The 20648-nt window shown below is 35.0% G+C and carries 19 protein-coding genes; 8 read left to right on the top strand and 11 right to left on the bottom strand.

Going from position 1 to position 20648, the window contains the following annotated elements:
* Nucleotides 1-2 precede the first annotated feature (2 nt).
* From hemC to HH304_RS18255, 6 genes are all read right to left on the bottom strand, one after another.
* Nucleotides 3-923 (bottom strand): hydroxymethylbilane synthase, encoded by a 921-nt coding sequence (hemC, locus tag HH304_RS18280; RefSeq protein WP_169684726.1) that lies wholly within the window; start codon nucleotides 921-923, stop codon nucleotides 3-5.
* A complete protein-coding gene (locus HH304_RS18275) occupies nucleotides 920-2038 on the bottom strand; it encodes a DNA polymerase III subunit (RefSeq protein ID WP_169684725.1) in 1119 nt (372 codons plus the stop codon). The genes hemC and HH304_RS18275 overlap by 4 nt, the downstream gene beginning before the upstream one ends.
* 3 nt (nucleotides 2039-2041) lie before the next feature.
* Nucleotides 2042-3238 (bottom strand): GlmU family protein, encoded by a 1197-nt coding sequence (locus tag HH304_RS18270; protein WP_169684724.1) that lies wholly within the window; start codon nucleotides 3236-3238, stop codon nucleotides 2042-2044.
* A 65-nt stretch (nucleotides 3239-3303) separates the two neighbouring features.
* On the bottom strand, nucleotides 3304-4734 hold the full coding sequence (locus HH304_RS18265) for an ATP-binding response regulator (protein WP_169684723.1): 1431 nt from the start codon (nucleotides 4732-4734) through the stop codon (nucleotides 3304-3306).
* 128 nt (nucleotides 4735-4862) lie between these two features.
* Complete coding sequence (locus tag HH304_RS18260; RefSeq protein ID WP_169684722.1) at nucleotides 4863-6905, bottom strand: ATP-binding protein; 2043 nt, start codon at nucleotides 6903-6905, stop codon at nucleotides 4863-4865.
* A 110-nt stretch (nucleotides 6906-7015) separates the two neighbouring features.
* A complete protein-coding gene (locus HH304_RS18255; RefSeq protein WP_169684721.1) occupies nucleotides 7016-7261 on the bottom strand; it encodes a type B 50S ribosomal protein L31 in 246 nt (81 codons plus the stop codon).
* A 150-nt stretch (nucleotides 7262-7411) separates the two neighbouring features.
* On the opposite strand from HH304_RS18255, the gene HH304_RS18250 reads away from it, so the two are divergent.
* From HH304_RS18250 to moaCB, 8 genes are all read left to right on the top strand, one after another.
* Nucleotides 7412-9088 (top strand): hypothetical protein, encoded by a 1677-nt coding sequence (locus tag HH304_RS18250; protein WP_169684720.1) that lies wholly within the window; start codon nucleotides 7412-7414, stop codon nucleotides 9086-9088.
* Nucleotides 9089-9133: 45 nt separating this feature from the next.
* Nucleotides 9134-10978, top strand: a complete 1845-nt coding sequence (locus HH304_RS18245; protein WP_169684719.1) for an ABC transporter ATP-binding protein — start codon at nucleotides 9134-9136, stop codon at nucleotides 10976-10978.
* Between the two features lie 84 nt (nucleotides 10979-11062).
* Nucleotides 11063-11377: a hypothetical protein gene (locus HH304_RS18240; RefSeq protein WP_169684718.1), complete on the top strand. Its 315-nt coding sequence runs from the start codon at nucleotides 11063-11065 to the stop codon at nucleotides 11375-11377.
* A gap of 17 nt (nucleotides 11378-11394) precedes the next feature.
* Nucleotides 11395-11976 (top strand): D-sedoheptulose 7-phosphate isomerase, encoded by a 582-nt coding sequence (lpcA, locus tag HH304_RS18235; protein ID WP_169684717.1) that lies wholly within the window; start codon nucleotides 11395-11397, stop codon nucleotides 11974-11976.
* Between the two features lie 832 nt (nucleotides 11977-12808).
* Nucleotides 12809-13684: a formate dehydrogenase accessory sulfurtransferase FdhD gene (fdhD, locus tag HH304_RS18230; protein WP_169684716.1), complete on the top strand. Its 876-nt coding sequence runs from the start codon at nucleotides 12809-12811 to the stop codon at nucleotides 13682-13684.
* 10 nt (nucleotides 13685-13694) lie between these two features.
* The gene (locus HH304_RS18225; protein ID WP_169684715.1) at nucleotides 13695-16085 is read left to right on the top strand and encodes an FdhF/YdeP family oxidoreductase; all 2391 of its coding nucleotides are present in this window, start codon (nucleotides 13695-13697) and stop codon (nucleotides 16083-16085) included.
* Between the two features lie 92 nt (nucleotides 16086-16177).
* A complete protein-coding gene (mobA, locus tag HH304_RS18220) occupies nucleotides 16178-16747 on the top strand; it encodes a molybdenum cofactor guanylyltransferase (RefSeq protein WP_169684714.1) in 570 nt (189 codons plus the stop codon).
* A gap of 72 nt (nucleotides 16748-16819) precedes the next feature.
* On the top strand, nucleotides 16820-17731 hold the full coding sequence (gene moaCB, locus HH304_RS18215; protein WP_169684713.1) for a bifunctional molybdenum cofactor biosynthesis protein MoaC/MoaB: 912 nt from the start codon (nucleotides 16820-16822) through the stop codon (nucleotides 17729-17731).
* 338 nt (nucleotides 17732-18069) lie between these two features.
* Here the strand turns inward: moaCB and HH304_RS18210 are convergent, their stop codons facing one another.
* The 5 genes from HH304_RS18210 to HH304_RS18190 form a co-directional block, all read right to left on the bottom strand.
* On the bottom strand, nucleotides 18070-18873 hold the full coding sequence (locus HH304_RS18210) for a hypothetical protein (protein ID WP_169684712.1): 804 nt from the start codon (nucleotides 18871-18873) through the stop codon (nucleotides 18070-18072).
* A 112-nt stretch (nucleotides 18874-18985) separates the two neighbouring features.
* Entirely contained in the window at nucleotides 18986-19153 is a 168-nt protein-coding gene (locus HH304_RS18205) for a hypothetical protein (protein WP_169684711.1), read from the bottom strand.
* Nucleotides 19154-19193: 40 nt separating this feature from the next.
* On the bottom strand, nucleotides 19194-19646 hold the full coding sequence (locus tag HH304_RS18200; RefSeq protein WP_169684710.1) for a hypothetical protein: 453 nt from the start codon (nucleotides 19644-19646) through the stop codon (nucleotides 19194-19196).
* A 37-nt stretch (nucleotides 19647-19683) separates the two neighbouring features.
* The gene (locus HH304_RS18195) at nucleotides 19684-19977 is read right to left on the bottom strand and encodes a hypothetical protein (RefSeq protein ID WP_169684709.1); all 294 of its coding nucleotides are present in this window, start codon (nucleotides 19975-19977) and stop codon (nucleotides 19684-19686) included.
* Nucleotides 19978-19979: 2 nt separating this feature from the next.
* Nucleotides 19980-20618 carry a potassium channel family protein gene (locus HH304_RS18190; RefSeq protein ID WP_169684708.1) on the bottom strand — a complete coding sequence of 213 codons (639 nt, stop codon included), beginning with the start codon at nucleotides 20616-20618 and terminating at the stop codon, nucleotides 19980-19982.
* Nucleotides 20619-20648 lie beyond the last annotated feature (30 nt).

Raw genomic sequence — 20648 nt, 5'->3', positions numbered from 1 at the left:
AATTAAAGGTTGCTTTTAATCTCTTGTAACAATTCTTTTCCTCCAAGGTCAATCAGTATGTTTCCAAGTTCAGATCCAATTTCTTCTGCCCTGTTTATATTTCCTTTAATTATATCATTTATTATTTTTTTCCCATCAAGACTCACAATCCCTCCACTTAGGTTTATTGTATTATTTTCGAGTTGCGCAAGACCATATACCGGCACACTACAGCCACCTTCAAGCTTTTTCAAAAATGCTCTTTCAGCTACCAGACACGCATGTGTTTCTGCATGATCAACGGCTTTTACAATTCTTGATTTTAATTCCGGGTCTAGTGATGTACTCGCCTCAATTGCAATACTCCCCTGACCTACAGCAGGAGTAAAAATATCAAGGTCAAAATGATGTTGAATCATATCTTCATAACCCATCCGATGAACACCTGCAAAAGCTAAATGCAAAGCATCGCATTGACCATCTTTCATCTTTGCGATTCTTGTTTGCAGGTTACCACGCATATCCACAATATTAAAATGAGGATTAAACCTCTTATGCATTGCCACCCTTCGTGTTGAAGAAGTCCCGATTGTTAAAGGTTTGGTAATATCAATTTCTTTGTTAGCTACAAGGACATCATGCATTCTTTCCCTCTCGGTAAAAGCTATTAATTCTAGTCCCTCAGGTAGCTTACTTGGCATATCTTTAGCAGAGTGAACTGCAATATGTGCTTCACCGGCGTGTAAAGCAGCCTCTAATTCCTCAGTAAACACTCCTTTACTTCCAATCTTATTTATTGCTACATCAAGGATCTTATCACCAATCGTTTCCAGCTGAATAATTTCAGTTTCCATACCAGCATTATTGAGCAAATTCTCAATATGATATGTTTGCCACATTGCCAGCTTACTTTTCCTCGTTACAATCTTAATTACTTCTTTCACCTTAATGCTTTTACCAGATTCAGAGATAAATTTAAAAACATCAACCTTGCATTGACATTACGTTCGATATGATAAAGAGATTCATTTAATAACTCATATACTCTCTCAATCTTCTTAGTGTTTAATACTTTTTGAAAATTCTCGATAAAGTCTCTTTCACTTCCGGATAATCTGTACAAATCTTCTGCCTGGCTAATGCCAATCAAACTTTCACGCATCATATGAATACCATACTCAAGAAGACTTTTCTGATTCATTTTCCCTAGCTTTTGGTATTTATCGGCCCAGTCTACTAATTCAGAATAATCTCTTTTATAACAGGTCCTCATCCATTCCTGAAATAGCTTATGCGTATCCTGATCTGCCTGATCCATGTATGCCAATGCTTTGCTGACATTTCCATCTGACAAACGAGCTAATTGAATAGCCTGAGATTCCTCAACTCCCTTTTCAACCAGAAGGCCTTTTAGTTCTTCCTCAGAAAAGTTACTTACAGTCAGAATTTGTGTTCTTGATAATATCGTTGGAAGAATTGCTTCAAGGTCACATGAAACAAGAATAAATATTGTTTTCCCTGGTGGTTCTTCAAGTATTTTTAATATTGCATTGGCTGCCGATGGATGCAAATATTCCGGCAGCCATATTATCATCACTTTATAACCTGAGCCAAAAGTAGATAATGATAAGCTTCGGACAATATTTCTGGACTCTTCCTTAGAAATACTCAATTGCTTATCCTGACCACCATAAAAAGCAGCCCAGTCATTTATAACCGGATAAGAATATTCTTTAAGAAAAGACCTCCACTCTGTCATTAACGCACTACTAACTGCATCTTTCGAAGCAAGTTTAGAAGTACCTCCTGTTGGAAAAATAAAATGCAAATCCGGATGAGTAAACTGAGTAAATTGCCGGCAACTTGCACAAGTACCACAGCTATCTGTTTCACTTGGGTTTTCACAATTTATAAACTGCCCAAATGCAATTGCCAATGCAAGATTAGCTCCACCTTGTTTGCCTGCAAACATATGGGCATGAGCCAGATGATTATTTTTTACAGCGTTTGTTAACGCCTCTTTCTCTTCTTTAAATCCCGGAATATCTGAAAACTGCATAAATTATACTTCCCAATTTCGATACTTACTTGTTTCTTCAAAAATATGAGTCAAAATCTCTCTTTCGACTTCATCGAGTTCTTTACCTCTCCTCTTCATCACAATTTCTGCCGATTGCAATGCCTTATTAATATGAAAAGTAGTTAACCCTTGAGGGCCTCCCCATGAATAAGATGGAATAAAGTTCCTTGGAAATCCTGCTCCAAAAATATTTGCCGAAACTCCCGTAACTGTTCCGGTATTAAACATTGTGTTTATTCCGCATTTGGTATGATCACCCATCATCAACCCACAAAACTGCTGGCCTGTTCTAATAAATCCTTCCTTTGCATAACTCCAGAGTTTCACCTGATCATAATTATTCTTCAGATTACTATTATTAGAATCAGCACCCATATTGCACCATTCTCCGATTACGGCATTACCAAGAAAACCATCATGAGATTTATTAGAATAACCTATAAACACAGAATTCGAAACCTCTCCACCTACTTTACAATAAGGTCCTATTGTACTATCACCTCTAAATTTTGCTCCCATGCTAACATGAGAGTTATTTAATATTGCACAGGCACCTCTAATTATCGCCCCCTCACCAATTACAACATCTTTACCAATATATATTGGGCCCGACTCTGCATTGATTACTGCAGCCTTTACATCAACACCTTCTTCAATGAATACATTTTCCTTACCATAAATAATAGTATGCGGATCAGAAATTTCAGCTGATTTTCTTCCGGAAGTGATTAATTCAAAATCTGATTCAATTTGAGATCTGTTCTTTTGAAAAATCTCCCATGGAAAATCAATAACATCAACATCGAGATCCATCTGATCGCAACTTGCAGCTTTTGATTCGATAGTCTGAAAATCAGTTATTGATTCTGAAGATCTCCAAACTACCACACGATCATCAATCTTAAATCCTGATTCAGGCTTTAAAGCATTGACTTTCTTTATCAATTCATTTGTAGGACACAATGCCCCATCAATATATAAATTATCATCAGTATGATTGAGTGGGAATTTCTTAGTCAGATATGACTCAGTTATGAATGATACATCACCATTTAATCGCTTACCCCATTTTTCAGATATTGTCAGAATACCGATACGAATTTCAGCTACCGGACGGGTAAATGTGAAAGGCAATAAACTCTTTCGCGTGGAATGATTGTCGAACAATACTATATTCATATAGCAAAAATAAAAATCCTGCTCGCAATCTAGAAGAAATTATAATAAAAGGATAGTTATCCGAGTTAACTTTCGATTACCTGCATTGGAGATCTCACCTTATTATACAGGTAGATCCTAAATATTGCTCCTTCTCCAGGTCTACTTTTTACAGCTACAGACCCACCATAAGACTCAGCAATAGACTTTACAGAGTATAATCCAATACCTGACCCTTCTATTTGTTTATTGAATCTGGTAAATAATCCAAAAAGAGCTTTACCATGCAGATCAAGATCTATTCCCATACCATTATCTTTCACCTCGAGATATTCATTACCCTCGTTGACACCAGTGGTGATTTTAATTCTCAACTTGGCATCAGACCTTCGGTACTTTATAGCGTTGGTAATCAGATTAAGCAAAATACTCCTTAAATGAACCCTGTTATACTTAATATTAATAATTGGATCAAAATCAGTTTCTATTTCTGCTTCTGACTTTTCAATTTGCTCAAAAAGAGACTCTTTAATATCTTCAAAAACATCCTCTACATTAACCTGATTATCTTCGATTTCCACATCTTCCTGATGATCCTTTAACAGGGAAATCATTTCATGAATTGATCGATCAAGCTTATTACTTGCCTTCTTCAATGCATTAAACAACTCAAGTTCGGAGCTATCAAGCTTTCCTTCAATATTCAACAGATCAATTAGAGAAAGAATATTATTTACAGGACTTTTCAAGTCATGAGATGCGATATAAGCAAACTGCCTCAGGTAGTTATTTTGCTTTTCCAACTTGGCATTAACCATTAACAGATTGTTTTGCAACTGCTTATGGCCTGTTATATCAATTATAGTGATTAAGGTAGCGTTCTGCCCTTCATAATTGATATCCATTGTTCTTATTTCTCCAACTCCCAGCTTGCCACCCTTAGTGGTTATCTCCACTTCATGATTTTGATTTGGTTTAAAATCAAAATGAAGATACATATTACTAAGCTCACTCATCTTTACATTCAGAAAGATTGTAGCGGCCTCATTTGCATAAATAACCTGATTATTTTTATTTAATATAAGTATTCCATTGGGGCTTTTAGCACGTTCTCTTACAAGGTAAACTTGTCTTTCAAGCTTGGTTTTTTCCAGTGAATACCAAATAGATCTATAAAGCTGATCTCCTGTGATGTCATTTTTAAGCAAATAGTCTGCTGCACCAGCCTTTAATGCTTCCTGCTCAAGTCGCTCATTTGAGTAACCTGTTAATAAGATTATCGGGCTTAGACAGCCACAATCAATTGCATTTCTCAGCAATTGAAGTCCATTCTCCTCTCCAATTCTATAGTCAAGAAGATAAATATCATAGCTGTTTTCACAAAACGACTCAAGTGCGTCTTGTGAATTATCAATCCATGATAATTCAAAATCTTTTAGTTTTGATGAATTTAGAAGATCCTGAATGATTAGGTAATCTTCGAAATCATCATCTACAAGAAGAATTTTTGTTGACATCTGTTCAATTTGAAATTCGACTCTCAAATTAACTAGATATTATGACTTAAATAATCTTAAAAGTTGAGGTTTTATACCTTTTTTACCTGATGTAAGATTTCAAATATAATTTAGAATTTTACGGACATTCAATATTTCAATGGATCATTTTTAAACGCTAGTTTAACCATTGTACCGCCATTTTCTGCAGGAAATATCTCAATTTCACCATTAAGATCGACCATTATATCTCGGCACGCTGCCAAGCCAATTCCGTACCCTTTTATCCCAGAAACTTCTTTCCCACGGGTAAAAAATTCAAAAAGCAAATTATTGTTACTTTTATCAACCCCAATTCCATTATCCTTAATTAGAATATGAGTCTCTTCACTTACTATCTCATCACTGATTTTGATCTTTAATTTTCTACTATCTTCACGATATTTTATAGAGTTGGAAATGATGTTTTGAAAAAGCCTGTACAATTCTTGCCTGGTGGCATAAACGGATGAATTAAGATCTATTTCGACTTCAGCATCAGCTTCCTTAACTGCAATTTCCAGATCATCTAAAACATCTAAAATAACAGATCGGACAGAGGTGTTTTTTCGGTTATCTTTTGTGCTTTTTTTACTTTCTTCCAGCAGCTTATTAACCAGATCTTGCATCCTTTCTGAAGAATTAACCATTCTTTCCAGAAGTTCCAGATCGTGCCCCTCCATTTTACCCATTAAATTTCTTTTTAGCATATCACCAAAAGCCTTGATTTTCCGAAGAGGTTCTTGAAGGTCATGCCCAATTAATGATGCAAAGTTCTCCAGATCCTCATTACTCTTTTCAAGTTTTTGCGAATACCGGGTTAACTGATCAGCCATTGCAGCAATTTTTAATTCTTTTTCTTTAAGGTTTGTTACATCTTCAGCATAGAGAATTATCCCACCTATTTCTTTATTTGGATAATACCACGGACCAACAGCCCATGATATATATGAAAAGCTTCCATCCGGCCACTGAATAAAATCATTTTCTTTATTCTGACTTTTACCATTTAATGCCTCCTGATGCCTTTGCTTCCAATCCTCTTTAATCCCCGGAACAACATCATAATGTTTTTTCCCAATGATAGAAATATCAAGAGCATAATCAGCCAGCCACCTTTCACTTACCATGATATATCGCATCTCAGTATCAAACATAGCCACAGGAACAGGATTACTTCTTACGAATTCTTCGAGCAATGCTTTATACTGATTTCTTTCTTGTCGCAACTTCCTGTCCTCATCGATATTTTGAATGGTTCCCCTCACAGCAATAAGCTCACCCTGTTCATCATACACCGGCTCACCTTTAATTAGCATCCAAACTTCCTTCTCACCATTTGTCAATCTAAACTCGCATTCATAAGGCTGACCGGTTTCATAAGACTCCTTTCGTTCAGATTCTAATAGTAATGCATCATCCGGATGAACAAATTTTAAAGCTTCATCAAGACTCACAGAATCACCCAAGGCAGGAATGCCGATTGCTTTGACCGCTCCCTTTGAAGTAGTAAGTCTATTTGTTTTAGCATCCCGATACCAAACACCCATTTTATTCAACTGCTCAGAAACAATATATTGCTCCATTTGCTTCTGCAATTCCTCGCGATATTGATTTTGAATTTCTCCCGAAATTTTTAATTCCAATACTTTTTCAAATGAATTAGAGATTAAATAAACCAAATCTTGTAAGTGCTCCTGCAAAAGTGGTGAGTTCAGCTTCTTTGATGACGACCAACTAATAATCCCTCTCTTTTCTCCAAAAATCCACACAGGGATATGAATAAACGACCTGATATTTTGCTTTAAAAAAACTTTATACTTTTCAGGTATATGTTCTAAAGTAAGGTCTTCAAATACCAGTATATCGTCTGAATCCCAAGCATCTTCGGCCATTGACCCATAATATGGCAATTCCTTCATCTGAACCTCAGCTAAACCATTTGCCATGGTACTATAAATAAACCTGACAATAATCTTTTCCCTGACCACTTCCACATAAGAAGCATTATCCATATTAAACAGATCTATCCCTACCCTGAAAAGCTCTTCAATTTGTTTTTCAGGATCATTAAAAAAATGGGTGAATGCAATATGTATTCTTTTTATAGCCTGAGAGTACAGCTCCTGTTTTTCGATTTGCCGGTCTTTCATTTACGGAAGTTGTTTGAGCTCAATATAATAAATACTTCCGGTTTGATAAAAGGGAATAAAAAAAGCCTCCGCTATTTCTAACGAAGGCTTTAATTTCTTTAATTCGAAGACTAGTTCTTCTTGTAACGCTTGTTGAATTTCTCAACACGTCCAGCGGTATCCACAAACAATTTCTTACCAGTGTAGAATGGATGTGAAGCAGAAGAAACTTCCACTTTTACCAACGGATATTCGTTACCGTCTTCCCACTTGATCGTTTCGCTGGTCTTGATTGTTGATTTTGTCATGAACGCAAAGTCACTTGACGTATCTTGAAAAATCACCTCTCTATAGTCCGGATGAATATCTTTTTTCATTATTGTATCAGCTTTAAATTACTTTCCCTTTTTCAAAATGAGGCACAAAGATAACTACATCAATTTTGTTTACCAAATAAAACAAAGATTTAGTATTATTAAATTTTAATTGTGCTATAATTATCTTTTACACACGCAAAAATAATAAATATGAAGCAGGTATCATTCTATTTACTAGCTTTTCTGGGCTTAACATTTTCAATTACTGCTCAGAACATCAGACTAGACCAAAGAGACTATCAACATTATCTTATCGATCGCTTCGAGATCAAAACCGGAAAACAATATCCGGGATTTCACTCAACACTAAAAACATACCGACGAGATAAAATCGATACTGCTTATTATGATATGATCGCAGATGGAACTGATAAAAGCGCTTTGGCGGCCAGCCTCCTCCTAAATAACAATTGGGAGTATATCACTGATGATGCGCCGGAATCAAAAAAACCTTTGTTTAACTTCCTCTATAAAACTCCCGGTGACTTCTGGCATGATAAAGGGAAGAACTTTGATCTTCATGTAAATCCGATAATTCATTTTGCTTACATGAATCAAAATACCGACTCTGACGGCACACTCTTCCAAAATACAAGAGGTGTAAAAGTTAGAGGCCGAATTGGCAATAAAGTAGCTTTTTTCTCCTCAATAACTGAAAATCAAGCGAGATATCCATCCTATATCAGACGATACATTGATGGCACTCTGACTGTTCCAAACCAGGGATTCTGGAAAGGATTTAAAGATACCGGAGTTGATTATTTTGAGGCACGTGGTTACATAAGTTTTGCAGCGGTAAAAGATTTAATCAACATACAGTTTGGGCACGACAGAATTTTTATGGGCAACGGATACCGAAGCCTGATATTATCTGATTTCTCTGCTCCTATGCTTTTCTTAAAAATCGAAACCGAAGTAGGGAAAGTTAATTATACAAATCTTTTTGCCGAGCTAATTGCAGACGTTGAAGGAAATACCAGTGGTCTTACAGGAAGATCGAGATACCCTAAAAAATACCTTGCTCATCATCGTCTTGGAATTGATATTGGTAAATCACTAAACATTGGATTGTTTGAATCAGTAGTTATCTATGAAGACTCTGCAAGTGCCGACATCCAGTTAGGATACCTTAATCCAATCATATTCTATCGGGCTATTGAGCAATCTGAAGGAAGCCAGGACAATGTATTATTGGGACTAGACTGGAAGTGGAATTTCTTGAATCACTTTTCATTTTATGGTCAGTTATCTTTAGACGAATTTGTCTTAAACGAGTACTTGGATAATAATGGATGGTGGGCAAACAAAAATGCCATTCAGGTAGGTTTAAAATATGTTGATGCATTCGGACTACCTTACCTGGACTTGCAGGGTGAATTTAATACTGCACGACCATACATGTATTCACACAAGGATTCTTATGGAAGCTTCAGCCATTACGGACAACCACTTGCTCACCCCCGAGGTGCTAACTTTACTGAAGCGATTGGTATTGCCAGATACAAAATTATCCCACGACTTGACCTGACACTTACTGGTATCGTATCAAAGTATGGATCTGATGAAGACGGTGGAAACTGGGGTGGAGACATCCTGAAACCAAACATTACCAGAGAAGAAGACTACAATAATGAAACCGGACAAGGGGTTGAAAACACTCTCTTCATAGGAGAAGCACTGCTAACCTACATGCCAAAAAATAACCTTTTTGTAGATTTGGGGTATACTATTCGAAACCAGGAAAACGAAATCCTGGGAAAATATAATGAAAACTGGGTTTCGCTGGGTTTACGCTGGAATATTGCAAGACAGAATAACCTGTTTTAGCAAATTAAAAGGCGTAACTTGCAGCCCTGAATTGAAAAATACTAAATGAAGACATTTACACGGTTATTCCAATATGCCAAACCAATTGGGTGGTTGACGCCTATTTATATTGTCAGCACCCTGTTTTTTACTGTTTTTTCTTTATTTAACCTGCTTTCGTTGGTTCCGATAATGGAAGTGCTGTTTGACCAGATTGACGCAGATAAGCTGGCAGCATTAAAACAAAAACCTGTTTGGGGTGAGGTAGGAATGATTGATTATTATAAAAGCTTGTTTTACTATAATCTTACCGGGTACATTCAAAACGTTGGTAAGCTCAGGGCTTTGCAATATATCTGTACACTGCTTGTCGGATCGGTATTTTTCTCTAATCTTTTCAGATACATCTCCCAGCTTTGTGTTGAGAGAATGAAGGTTAATGTTATTCGTAATTTCAGAACTGCAATTTTTGATTCTGTAACAGGACTTCATGTTGGCTTTTTCACTAATGAACACAAAGGCGACATCATGTCAAGAATTACTTCTGATGTTCAGGAGGTTGAAAACAGTATGATGAACTCAGTAAAAGTATTTTTTAAAGAGCCAATCCTCATCATTGTTTACTTTGTTACTCTTTTTGGTATAAGTGCAAAACTAACCTTATACAGCCTTATCCTTCTTCCGGTTTCCGGAGTTATAATAAGTGCAATATCGAAAGCATTAAAAAAACAAGCCATAGGTACTCAGACAACCCTTGGGAAAATGGCTAATATTCTAGAGGAATCCTTATCAGGAATGCGAGTAATCAAAGCTTTCAATGCTCGTGATTATATCAATAGTAAGTTTGAAAAAGAGGTTAATAATTATGCCGGCTATAACTGGAAATTTAGTAAGCGATATAATCTTGCTGGCCCATCGTCTGAATTCATGGGTGTTTCTGTTGTCGCCATCATCATTTTAATTGGCGGTACATTAATTCTTGATGGTGATAATGCACTGGAAGCTTCTGCATTTTTTGGTTTTCTGGCTGTATTTAGTCAGATCCTTAATCCGGCAAAATCCTTTACCAATGCTATTTCATCTATGCAGCGAGGAATAGTTTCTGCTGATAGAATTTTTGAACTCATGGATACTGAAAATGAGGTTAAAAATGATCCAATTGCAAAAAATATCGAGTCTTTTAAAGAAGGTATTGAATATAAAAATGTATCCTTTGCTTACGAAAAAGAAAAAGTAATCAATGATATTTCATTTACACTTGGTAAAGGTAAGACTGTTGCGTTAGTTGGCCCTTCCGGAGGTGGAAAGTCAACTCTTGCCGATCTGCTACCAAGATTTTATGATCCGACTCAAGGAAATATTACCCTTGATGGCATTAATCTAAAAGATATAGATATTGAAAGTCTGAGGGCTCAAATGGGAATTGTTACTCAGGAATCAATTTTGTTTAATGATACAGTGTTTAACAACATTGCTTTCGGAATGAAAAATGTAAATGAGGAAGATGTCATTGCAGCTGCCAAAATTGCTAATGCTCATGAGTTTATAGATAAACTCGAAGAAGGCTATCATTCCAACATAGGCGAGAGAGGAACAAAACTATCAGGAGGACAAAGACAACGTATCAGTATTGCACGAGCCATACTCAAAAACCCTCCGATATTGATTCTTGACGAAGCTACTTCTGCTCTTGATGCTGAAAGTGAGAAACTTGTACAAGAGGCATTAACAAACCTTATGAAAAACAGAACTTCATTAGTAATTGCACATAGACTGAGTACAATTAAGCATGCTGATGAAATTTTGGTTATCGAAAGAGGTCAAATTATTGAAAGAGGTAATCACGAATCATTAGTTGAGCAAGATGGACTTTATGCTAAATTAATCCAGATGCAAAGTCTCCACATGTAATTAACCTATACAAATCTTTTATCCCTTTGTGGAACTTAGCCGATATGATAGTATATTGAGCTATTAACCTTATTTATTAAGAAAATGAAGAAATTTACTATCGGATTTTTTATTGTTTACTTGCTATTTCACATAGTGGTAATTATTGCTGCATCATTGGCAACCGGAGATAGTTTTTTAAACCTTCTAAAATTTGATGCTTTCTTTAAACCCGGCGCATACCTGGGGTTAATATTATTCTTCGTCAATATTTTTCTTTTCTTTAGAATATGGAAAGACCAGCATAAGCAAATCTCCCTTCTTGATAAAGAAAAGACAGAATTAAAGGCAAAGATGTTTGACCTAGCGGAAGAAAATAAACAAGTAAAAAATCAAGGAAACAAAGATTCTGAATTATAATATTAAAATTACCTGCAGTGATTGAAGATATTAAAAAAGAATTAGAAGAAGCACTGATCACCCTCCAAAAGGTGATTGCTGACCCGGCATTATTAAATAAAATTGCTGAGGCAGCTCAAATTATGGCCTCAAGCCTCAAAAATGGAGGCAAAATAATAAGCTGTGGTAACGGTGGTTCACATTGTGATGCGATGCATTTTGCTGAAGAGCTTTCAGGTAGATACCGTGATAACAGACCAGCCATGGCTGCAATAGCCATTTCAGATCCTAGTCACATTAGTTGCGTTGGAAATGACTATGGTTTTGACTTTATCTTTTCCAGATATGTGGAAGGCTTAGGTAATAAAGGAGACGTTCTACTTGGAATATCTACCAGTGGAAACAGCAAAAATGTAATTGAAGCAGCAAAGGCTGCGAGATCAAAAGGCATGAAGGTAATTATCCTTAGTGGTAACACCGGAGGTGTACTTGCTGATGAAGCTGACCTGGAGATCAGGGTCCCACATCAAGGTTATGCAGATAGAATTCAGGAAATACATATTAAAATTATTCACATCTTAATTCAACAGATTGAAAAGAAGATGGCAGTAAATGATTAAACAGTATCGTCATAAAGATTTAATAAAAAGCTTGACTTTGTCAGGCTTTTTTCTTTTTATGAAAAACATCTTTCAACTAGCTTATGGAATCTCAAAACTCAACTTCATTTACTGAATTAATTTCATCTTTTCCAGGTGTAATAATTGAAGCCTCGATTATTATTGGAATAGTATTTTTCATGATCAGGCTTCGAAATAAGCGAAAAAACAATATGAATGACTTTTTGTAATCAACATTATTTTGACTAACCCAAATACATTACATTTTTCACTTTACAACCCTTTTAACCATACCCCCAACCGTTTAGATTTTTTAATTTGAGTTTATCATAGTGATAAACTATTCCTTAAGAATTAACTATCTACAAAAGCGATAATATATGCTATCAAGATGTTATGGCAGTGCCGTTCATAACGAGGAAGCTTTTAATTTTTACTTCTAAACATTAACAAGGTTATTGATGGAATCATTTTTATACCCTTCTAAACTTCACTAACGACTATACTGGCAGAGATTTTCCTGATGATTCTTCAACCAAATACTTTTACTTGTACCACTACATTTTATAATAATTTATTAAACTTTCGAAAATCGATAATCTCGTCAATTCAAAATTTACCGTTATGCTTTTCAGTTAGCTTTTAAATCTTTCCACCCTAAAACACTACCATTAATGAATAAATTTTCAAGCACTTGAATATTAAAGGCTGAATACCTTTCAACCTTTATTCCTAAACAAATTTTTACAAGAGTCTTCTTTGAGAATATTCCGTTCTACTTTATGTTAGAATTTCATATATTATGATAAACACCACTTTTGAAACATCAAAAATGAAAAATTCAGAATTAGTTTCAATTAAGGAAGCTTTCATTCACAAAATGAAAGGTAAAATTAGTTTGGAAACAACTGATAAACTATCGGTAGAAGAACCTCTGGAGATCAGGGTAATTTATGGAAAGCCTAATGATATAATTGAAAAAAATATATCTGTTACAATGCGAACTCCAGGAGAGGATCACTACCTGGCAATAGGCTTTTTGTTTACCGAAGGAGTTATTTCTTCTTATCTCGACATTAAAGACGTCCGTAAAGTTGAAAACTCTTGTAATAGACAGAGTCAAAATATCGTTGTTGTAGAACTTCATGAATCAGTAGTTCCAAATCTGTCTCAATCAGATCGGAATTTTTATACTACCTCAAGCTGTGGTGTGTGTGGTAAAGCCTCTATTGAATCAATAAAAACTGTTAACAGTTACTGCAAAAATGAAAACCCCGTAAAGAATATTTCACTTGAAGTCTTATATTCATTACCAGATAAATTAAAGTCATTTCAGAATAGCTTTTCTCAAACAGGTGGCATTCATGCTACCGGACTCTTTAGTGCCAACGGGGACTTACTTTTAGTACACGAGGATGTAGGGAGACATAATGCGTTAGATAAACTTATAGGTAATGCCCTTAAAGATGATTTATTACCTTTAAATCAACATATTTTGCTTTTAAGCGGAAGGGCTAGTTTTGAACTTATTCAAAAAGCTGCCATGGCAGGTGTATCAATCGTAGCATCGATTGGAGCACCTTCAAGTCTGGCTGTTGAACTAGCAAAGGAGTTCAATATTGTTCTTATTGGATTTTTAAATGAGAATCGATGTAACATCTATAATGGCATTGAGTACATCGTATCACCTGCCCTACAAAATATTTAATATTACAAAAATGAAACATCACGATAAGCCCAAAAGTGAATCAGATAAAAAAAACACAGATATACCTGCAACTCAATCTCCTTTTACACTTTCCAACTTAAAACAAGAGAAAGAGAAAAATTGGGCTGGTGGAGTTCCTGCTGTAATTAAGTCGCTACAGAATTTATCTAAGGAAAAAACCTTAACCAGAGGTGGAAAAGCCCTTTTCAAAATGAATCAGTTTGATGGATTCGATTGCCCCAGTTGTGGATGGCCCGACCCGGATGACGAACGTTCGCCCATTGCAGAATATTGCGAAAACGGCGCAAAGGCTCTTGCAGAAGAAGCTACTACCAAACGGATAACCGCTGACTTTTTTAAGAAGAATTCTGTTTGCGATTTGTCCTTGCTAACAGATTATGAAATAGGGCATTTAGGCAGGCTTTCAGAACCAATGTATTTACCTGAAAACGGCACACACTATCAACCCATAAGTTGGGATGAAGCATTTGAAAAAATAGCTTTTCATCTAAATAAATTAGAATCACCAGATAACGCAGCATTTTATACTTCAGGAAGGACAAGCAATGAAGCTTCATTTGCCTATCAGCTATTTGTTAGGGAATTTGGCACTAACAACTTTCCTGATTGTTCAAATATGTGTCATGAAACCTCCGGCTTTGCCTTAAGGTCTGTACTTGGAGTAGGTAAAGGAACAGTAAAATTAAAAGAATTTTATGATACGGATATTATATTCATTATTGGTCAAAACCCAGGCACCAATTCACCCCGGATGTTGAATGCCCTGGCTAAAGGCAAAAAAAATGGAGCGAAAATAATTGCCGTTAATCCACTACCAGAAGCCGGGTTAATGGGATTTCGTGACCCACAAAAAGTATCGGGGATTTTAGGTATTACCGCTGAACTGGCTGATCTCTATTTACCGGTAAAAATTAATGGCGATCTGGCTTTATTGAAGGCTATAGAAAAATTTTTGCTTGAGTTTGAAGAAGAAGATCCCGGGAAAGTTTTCGATTATGAATTTATTAAAAGTAAAACTACTGGTTTTGATCAGTTTTTAGACCAACTGAAAAAACTGGATGTTAACGAAATTGTTGAAAAATCAGGAGTATCGTTTGATGATTTGAAAAAAGCAGCTGAAATGATCCGTTTTAAAAAGCGTATCATCATCTGTTGGGGAATGGGTGTAACACAGCAGCATAATGGCGTTGATATCTGTCGTGAAATCATCAACTTACTATTATTAAAAGGAAGTATTGGTAAACCCGGAGGTGGGCCAAGTCCGGTGCGCGGACACAGTAATGTTCAGGGTAATCGAACAATGCTGATTGATAATAACCCAACCCAGGATCAACTAGACAAAATACAGGAAGTTTTTGGTTTTAATCCGCCAAGGGAAAGCGGTTACGATGTCGTTGAAACCATTAAAGCAATGAATGAGGGTAAAGTGAAAGTGTTTTTTGGAATGGGAGGAAACTTTCTTTCTGCCGCACCTGACACCACTTTTGTAGCCAACGGAATCCGTAAACTGGATTTGAGTGTTTCAGTATCAACAAAACTGAATAGAAGCCACCTTATTCATGGTAAAGAAGCTTTGATTCTCCCAACAATTTCCAGAAGTGAAAAAGATATTGTTAATGGTGAATGGCAATATGTAAGCACGGAAAATTCTATGGGTGTTGTAGAATGGTCACGAGGAATGCTTGAGCCTGTTTCATCAAAATTAATTAATGAAACTCATATTGTTTGTAGAATGGCTAAGGCAACACTGGGAGACCGTTCGGTGGTTGACTGGGATCGCTATTTAAAAAGTTACGATGCTGTGCGCGAAGATATTGAAAAGTGTATTCCCGGATTTGACAATTATAATGTCCGTGTAAAACAGAAAGGTGGCTTTTATCTTCCTAATGCAGCCCGTGATGGAAAATTCAAATCCGGAGCTAGTGATGACAAAGCCCAATTTTCTGTAGTAGATATTCCGGATAATACCTTAGCTGAAGATGAATACCTGATGGCTACAACCCGGACACACGACCAGTTTAACACAACTATTTATGGACTAGACGACAGATACCGGGGGATTTACAACGAAAGGCGGGTTATTTTAATGAATATCAATGACATTAAAAAAGCCGGACTCAAAGAAGGAGATAAAGTTGACTTATATAATTTTGACGATGGTAAAGAGCGAATAGCTCCCCTTTTCATAGTTGTCAAATATCCGGTTCCGGAGAAAAATACTATAACCTATTTTCCTGAAACAAATGTATTGGTTTCGATAAACAACGTGGTTAAAGAAAGCAATATGCCTGCATCTAAATTTGTAAGGATTAAAATAAGACCACATGATGACAAGGTTTATGAGAGAATCGAGATGATTAAAAATAATAGTCTGGAGTAATATTGTATTTGATCCTAATAAAACTCTAATCTAATACTTGAGATAGCTCAGGAGGGTTTCTTTATTTAATCCGAAACATTTTAAAATATATCATGGTCATCAAAAGCGATATAACCGGAATAATTCTGGCTGGAGGCAACAGCACAAGGATGGGAACAGACAAAGCATTGATGCAACTAAACGGAAAATCATTTTTGACTCATATATTAGATGCTCTCAAACCTATAACAAATGAAATTATACTGGTAAGCAATCATAAAGAACATCAACTGTTCAACTTGAAATGCGTTTCTGATATTTTGCCTGCTGGCCCACTGGCAGGCATTTATACCGGATTATATCATTCTAAAACTGAATATAACCTGGTTCTAAGTTGTGATGTTCCTCTAATAACGACAAATCTGCTTAAAATTTTGGTTGATAATATCACAAATAGTGCTGATGTTATACAACTAGAAGCTAATGGCCAAATAATGCCTTTGGTAGCACTTTACAAAAAGAAATGTGCACCAGTATTTTTAGATTTGCTACAAAATGGAGAACGTCGGGTACAATTTGCCCTTGGAAAATTAAGCGTAAAAACCCTCACACTAAGCAAAAAAGACTGGAACAAGGTGACCAATGTGAATACAAGTGAAGAATGGCAAAACCTGATTAAATAAAATCTATTACACCAGTTTCATGGAAAGCATTTTTTAGACAAACCCCATCAATAACAGGCAGTAAATTAAATCATGATCGACATCACAAATAAAATCAATACCCTAAGGATTGCAACAGCACAGGCAATTGTTAAAGTGAGTAAGCAAGAGACTATCGACTCCATTAATAACAATACGGTTCCCAAAGGTGATGTATTTGAAATAAGCAAAGCAGCAGGATTACTTGGTGTGAAAAAGACCCCGGAACTACTTCCTGATTGTCACCCAATCCCTATTGAATTTGCCGGGATCGAGTATGAAATCAATGGATTGGAAATTACCATCCTGTTTACCGTAAAAACCATTTACAAAACAGGTGTTGAAGTTGAAGCAATGCACGGAGCCAGTGTCGTAGCATTAAACATGTATGACATGCTTAAACCCATTGATAAGGGCGTTGAAATTCATAATATTAAATTGCTCAATAAAAAAGGTGGGAAATCAGATTATGTAGATAATTTCAGAAAAGACCTTAAAGCTGCGGTTATCGTCTGTTCCGATGCAATTTCTGCTGGCAAAAAAGAAGACACAGCGGGTAAAGCCATTATCAAAAAATTAGAAGAGTGTGAGGTTTCGATAATGGACTATACAATTATTCCTGATGAATCAGACCTGATTCAGGATAAAGCGAAAATTTACCAGAATGATGGTGCAGACCTGATAATTTTTACTGGAGGGACAGGCTTATCAAAACGTGATGTGACACCAGAGGCTTTAGAACCTTTACTTGATAGAAAAATCCCGGGAGTTGAAGAAGCTATTAGAAATTACGGGCAAAACCGGATGCCTTATGCAATGCTTTCCAGAAGTATTGTGGGCACCTATGGCAAAAGCCTGATAATGGCTATACCTGGTTCCACCAACGGAGCAAAAGAATCAATGGATGCTATATTTCCATTTATACTACATTTATTCAGAATTTTTAAAGGTGCAAGGCACGATTAATTTTGAGTAAAAAGTTGAGTATACTTTCATAGAAACAAGCCTGCTATCGATATACCCACTGATGTCTGAAGTGTCCAAAGGACAATTAATTTCAAACTTTTTTATGATATACAGAGTCTGTGACCCGATCAAACTAAAGCAATGATACATTCTGAAATTAATAATCAAATAAAGCCCCTGAGTCAGCGGAGGCTTTTGGTTTCTTATCCTAACATCCTTTAATCCTATAAATCCTGGCTCAGACAGGTTAGTCGTATACGTTTTGCAGAAAAAGTAACGCACCCTATCGGGGCTTTGTTATATAATCACTTTATTGTCAGCTATTTATTTTTAAAACGCTAGCCTTTTTTATGTTTTTGTTGGTTTTCTATTTTTGAATAATTGAACTTTTCAAATCGTTTTAGTGAATCAATACTATCATCAAAATCATATGTATCTTCTAAATCCCAATCATTAGGAAATTTTACTCTAAAATATGAACCAATAGCTGATTTAAAAAGATCTTCATCTCCTCCTATATTAATGCTTAACAACGGTTCTTTTTGAATAAAATCTTCAGTATAAAACTGAGCAGATAAAATTACAACTAATCCACATATAGCATCAATAAGGTTATTCAAGTTAGCTTTTTCAAAAGTAGTAATTCGGTTATGTTTTAAATCGTTGTAATCTTGATACCATTTTAAAGGCTTTCCTGATGCCCAATTTAAATAGGGGCGTCTGATTTCTCTTTCACCATGCCAAAAGGGTAAATGAACTTCATAACTAGATAAATGATGTGAAACTTCTATTTTGGAATAGTCCAAAATATTTAGGCGGTCTTTATTGAAGCCATTTTCTAATAAAATCGCTTTACAATTAGCTTCTACTTCAATACAAGTTCTTACTAACAATTCATGGATTCTGAAAGAATAAGTTTTTCTATTCTTTTCTCCAGGTTCTATAAAGTCAAATAAATTTTTAAGATCCTTTTGAATGAGTAAAAAAGGTCTAATGTAGTTCTGTGGGTTTACAGCATACAAGGGATCTTTCACATAATTGACGGTGTTTATATACTGACCTTTATGGTATAACGGTCTATATGTTCTTTTGTATGGATATTTATTAACAGGTATAAGTCCGCTAAGATTATAGTCTTTCATGTAAATATGTTAGTCATTCAAAATCAATCTTATTAATTTCTTTTATCATTATATCTGTTTCTGAAAGTGCCACAATGATTTTTTGAAAGCGTGAATTATTATCCTAGTTATTTTAAACCAAAACCTTTACTATTACAAAAGCATTAATATTGAGGTACACATCACGGTTAAAGCTTAAATGAAATTCTGCCTGTTTTTCATTTATAAATTCTTCGTTCATAAATACCTGGTTCAATGACCCATCGTTGTTGATTGCGAATATTCCATACGTTTTATTCATAATAATAATTCATTTCTTAATTTGATTAAGTTTATTAATATTACTTTGGATTCTCATTAATGGCATTTGAAAACATTTCATTAAAACTTTTAGTTACTTGAGTTTCCTCGCCTTTTGAATTTGCATATGTCATTCCTAAAGTTTTTAACTCCCCAATTAATATACCTTTTTTCATTAGTAGCTTTGAGTCAGGGTTACTTTCTATTTCTTCGACTTTAGTTAACCATTTATTATAAGGTCCTCCTTTACTAAAACCATATTTTTTAAATTTTTCATCATCCTTAAATTCTAATAATTCAAAATATAGACTTTTGAATTGCTGAAATATTTCGTCTTCATTTTGAGGATTAATATTTTGTTGAACGTTAATGTTTTCTTTTCCGTTTGTATCCTCTTTTTCATTTGTACATGATAAAATATTTAGCCCAATCATAAAAATAAATATAAATAACTGCCTAATAGTTCCTTGTTTTCTAATTATAACTTTATTCATAATTTCTCTTATCTAATTCTTGTTTAATGATAATTTTTTAGTTCTTATCTAAAATATTTATTTCAATCCATTCAATAGATTCCTCAAATATTTCATCTAAACTCAATCCAGAAAATAATTTTGTTTGAGGTTGATTGCTTTCTGTATCGTCAGTAACTATTTGAGCAATAGATCTATATTCAATAGAGTTGATTTTATCTCTCCAATATCTTACACAGTATAATTCTCTTCCTTCTGCTTGAAATATTTCTATTGTAAAACGCTCATTTTTATCGCCTAGATTAAAATGACGCTTCTCTATAAAATTCAGTTTATGGTCTGGTTTAAGCATTGTTATTTCATAAATTTTCGTAATAAAGTAGCTGTCCATGCTCCGAATAAAGTGATTCCTAAAAACATTTGAATACTTGAAATAATTTTAGTTCCTAGGGTTGTTGGAAAAGCTTCAACATGACCAAATGTTGTACATGTAACAATACTAAAATAGAGTGATGTTCCAAAATCCTTAAAAACTTGTATCCAATGACTAAAAGAGAAAAGGTCATTGCCAAAGTAAAAATTATAGTTAATTATTTTTGTTTCAGAAATTTTAGATTGTACCTCAATTCCAGAAAACATGTACATAAAAGCAAATCCAACAATTAATAATAATAAAGATCTGATAGCATAACTTGGCTTTTCGCCATATCCAATAGAATACTTGAAAATTAAGTCCATTATTTTAGGGAAAATATTTTTATATGCTTTATCTTGAAAAAAAAGGTAGTCAAAGAACTGAAATTTTTTAATTCCTTTTTCATGTTTATTCCAAAAATAAGGATAGGGTAAAATTTGATATCCTCTAAAGCATTTCTCAAGATAATAATAGTCAGCACTTTTATCGAAATCTCCAATTCTATTACTTTGAATTTTGGCAATTCTATATGCATCTTCACCGAATGAAGCAACACCAAAGCTTTTTCCGAAATTCATATTATTAAGTGTGAAATTCGTATAATTCCC

The organism is Marinigracilibium pacificum (assembly GCF_012926615.1).
GTDB lineage: Bacteria > Bacteroidota > Bacteroidia > Cytophagales > Cyclobacteriaceae > Mangrovivirga > Mangrovivirga pacifica.
This window is presented reverse-complemented; position numbering and strand designations above follow the sequence as displayed.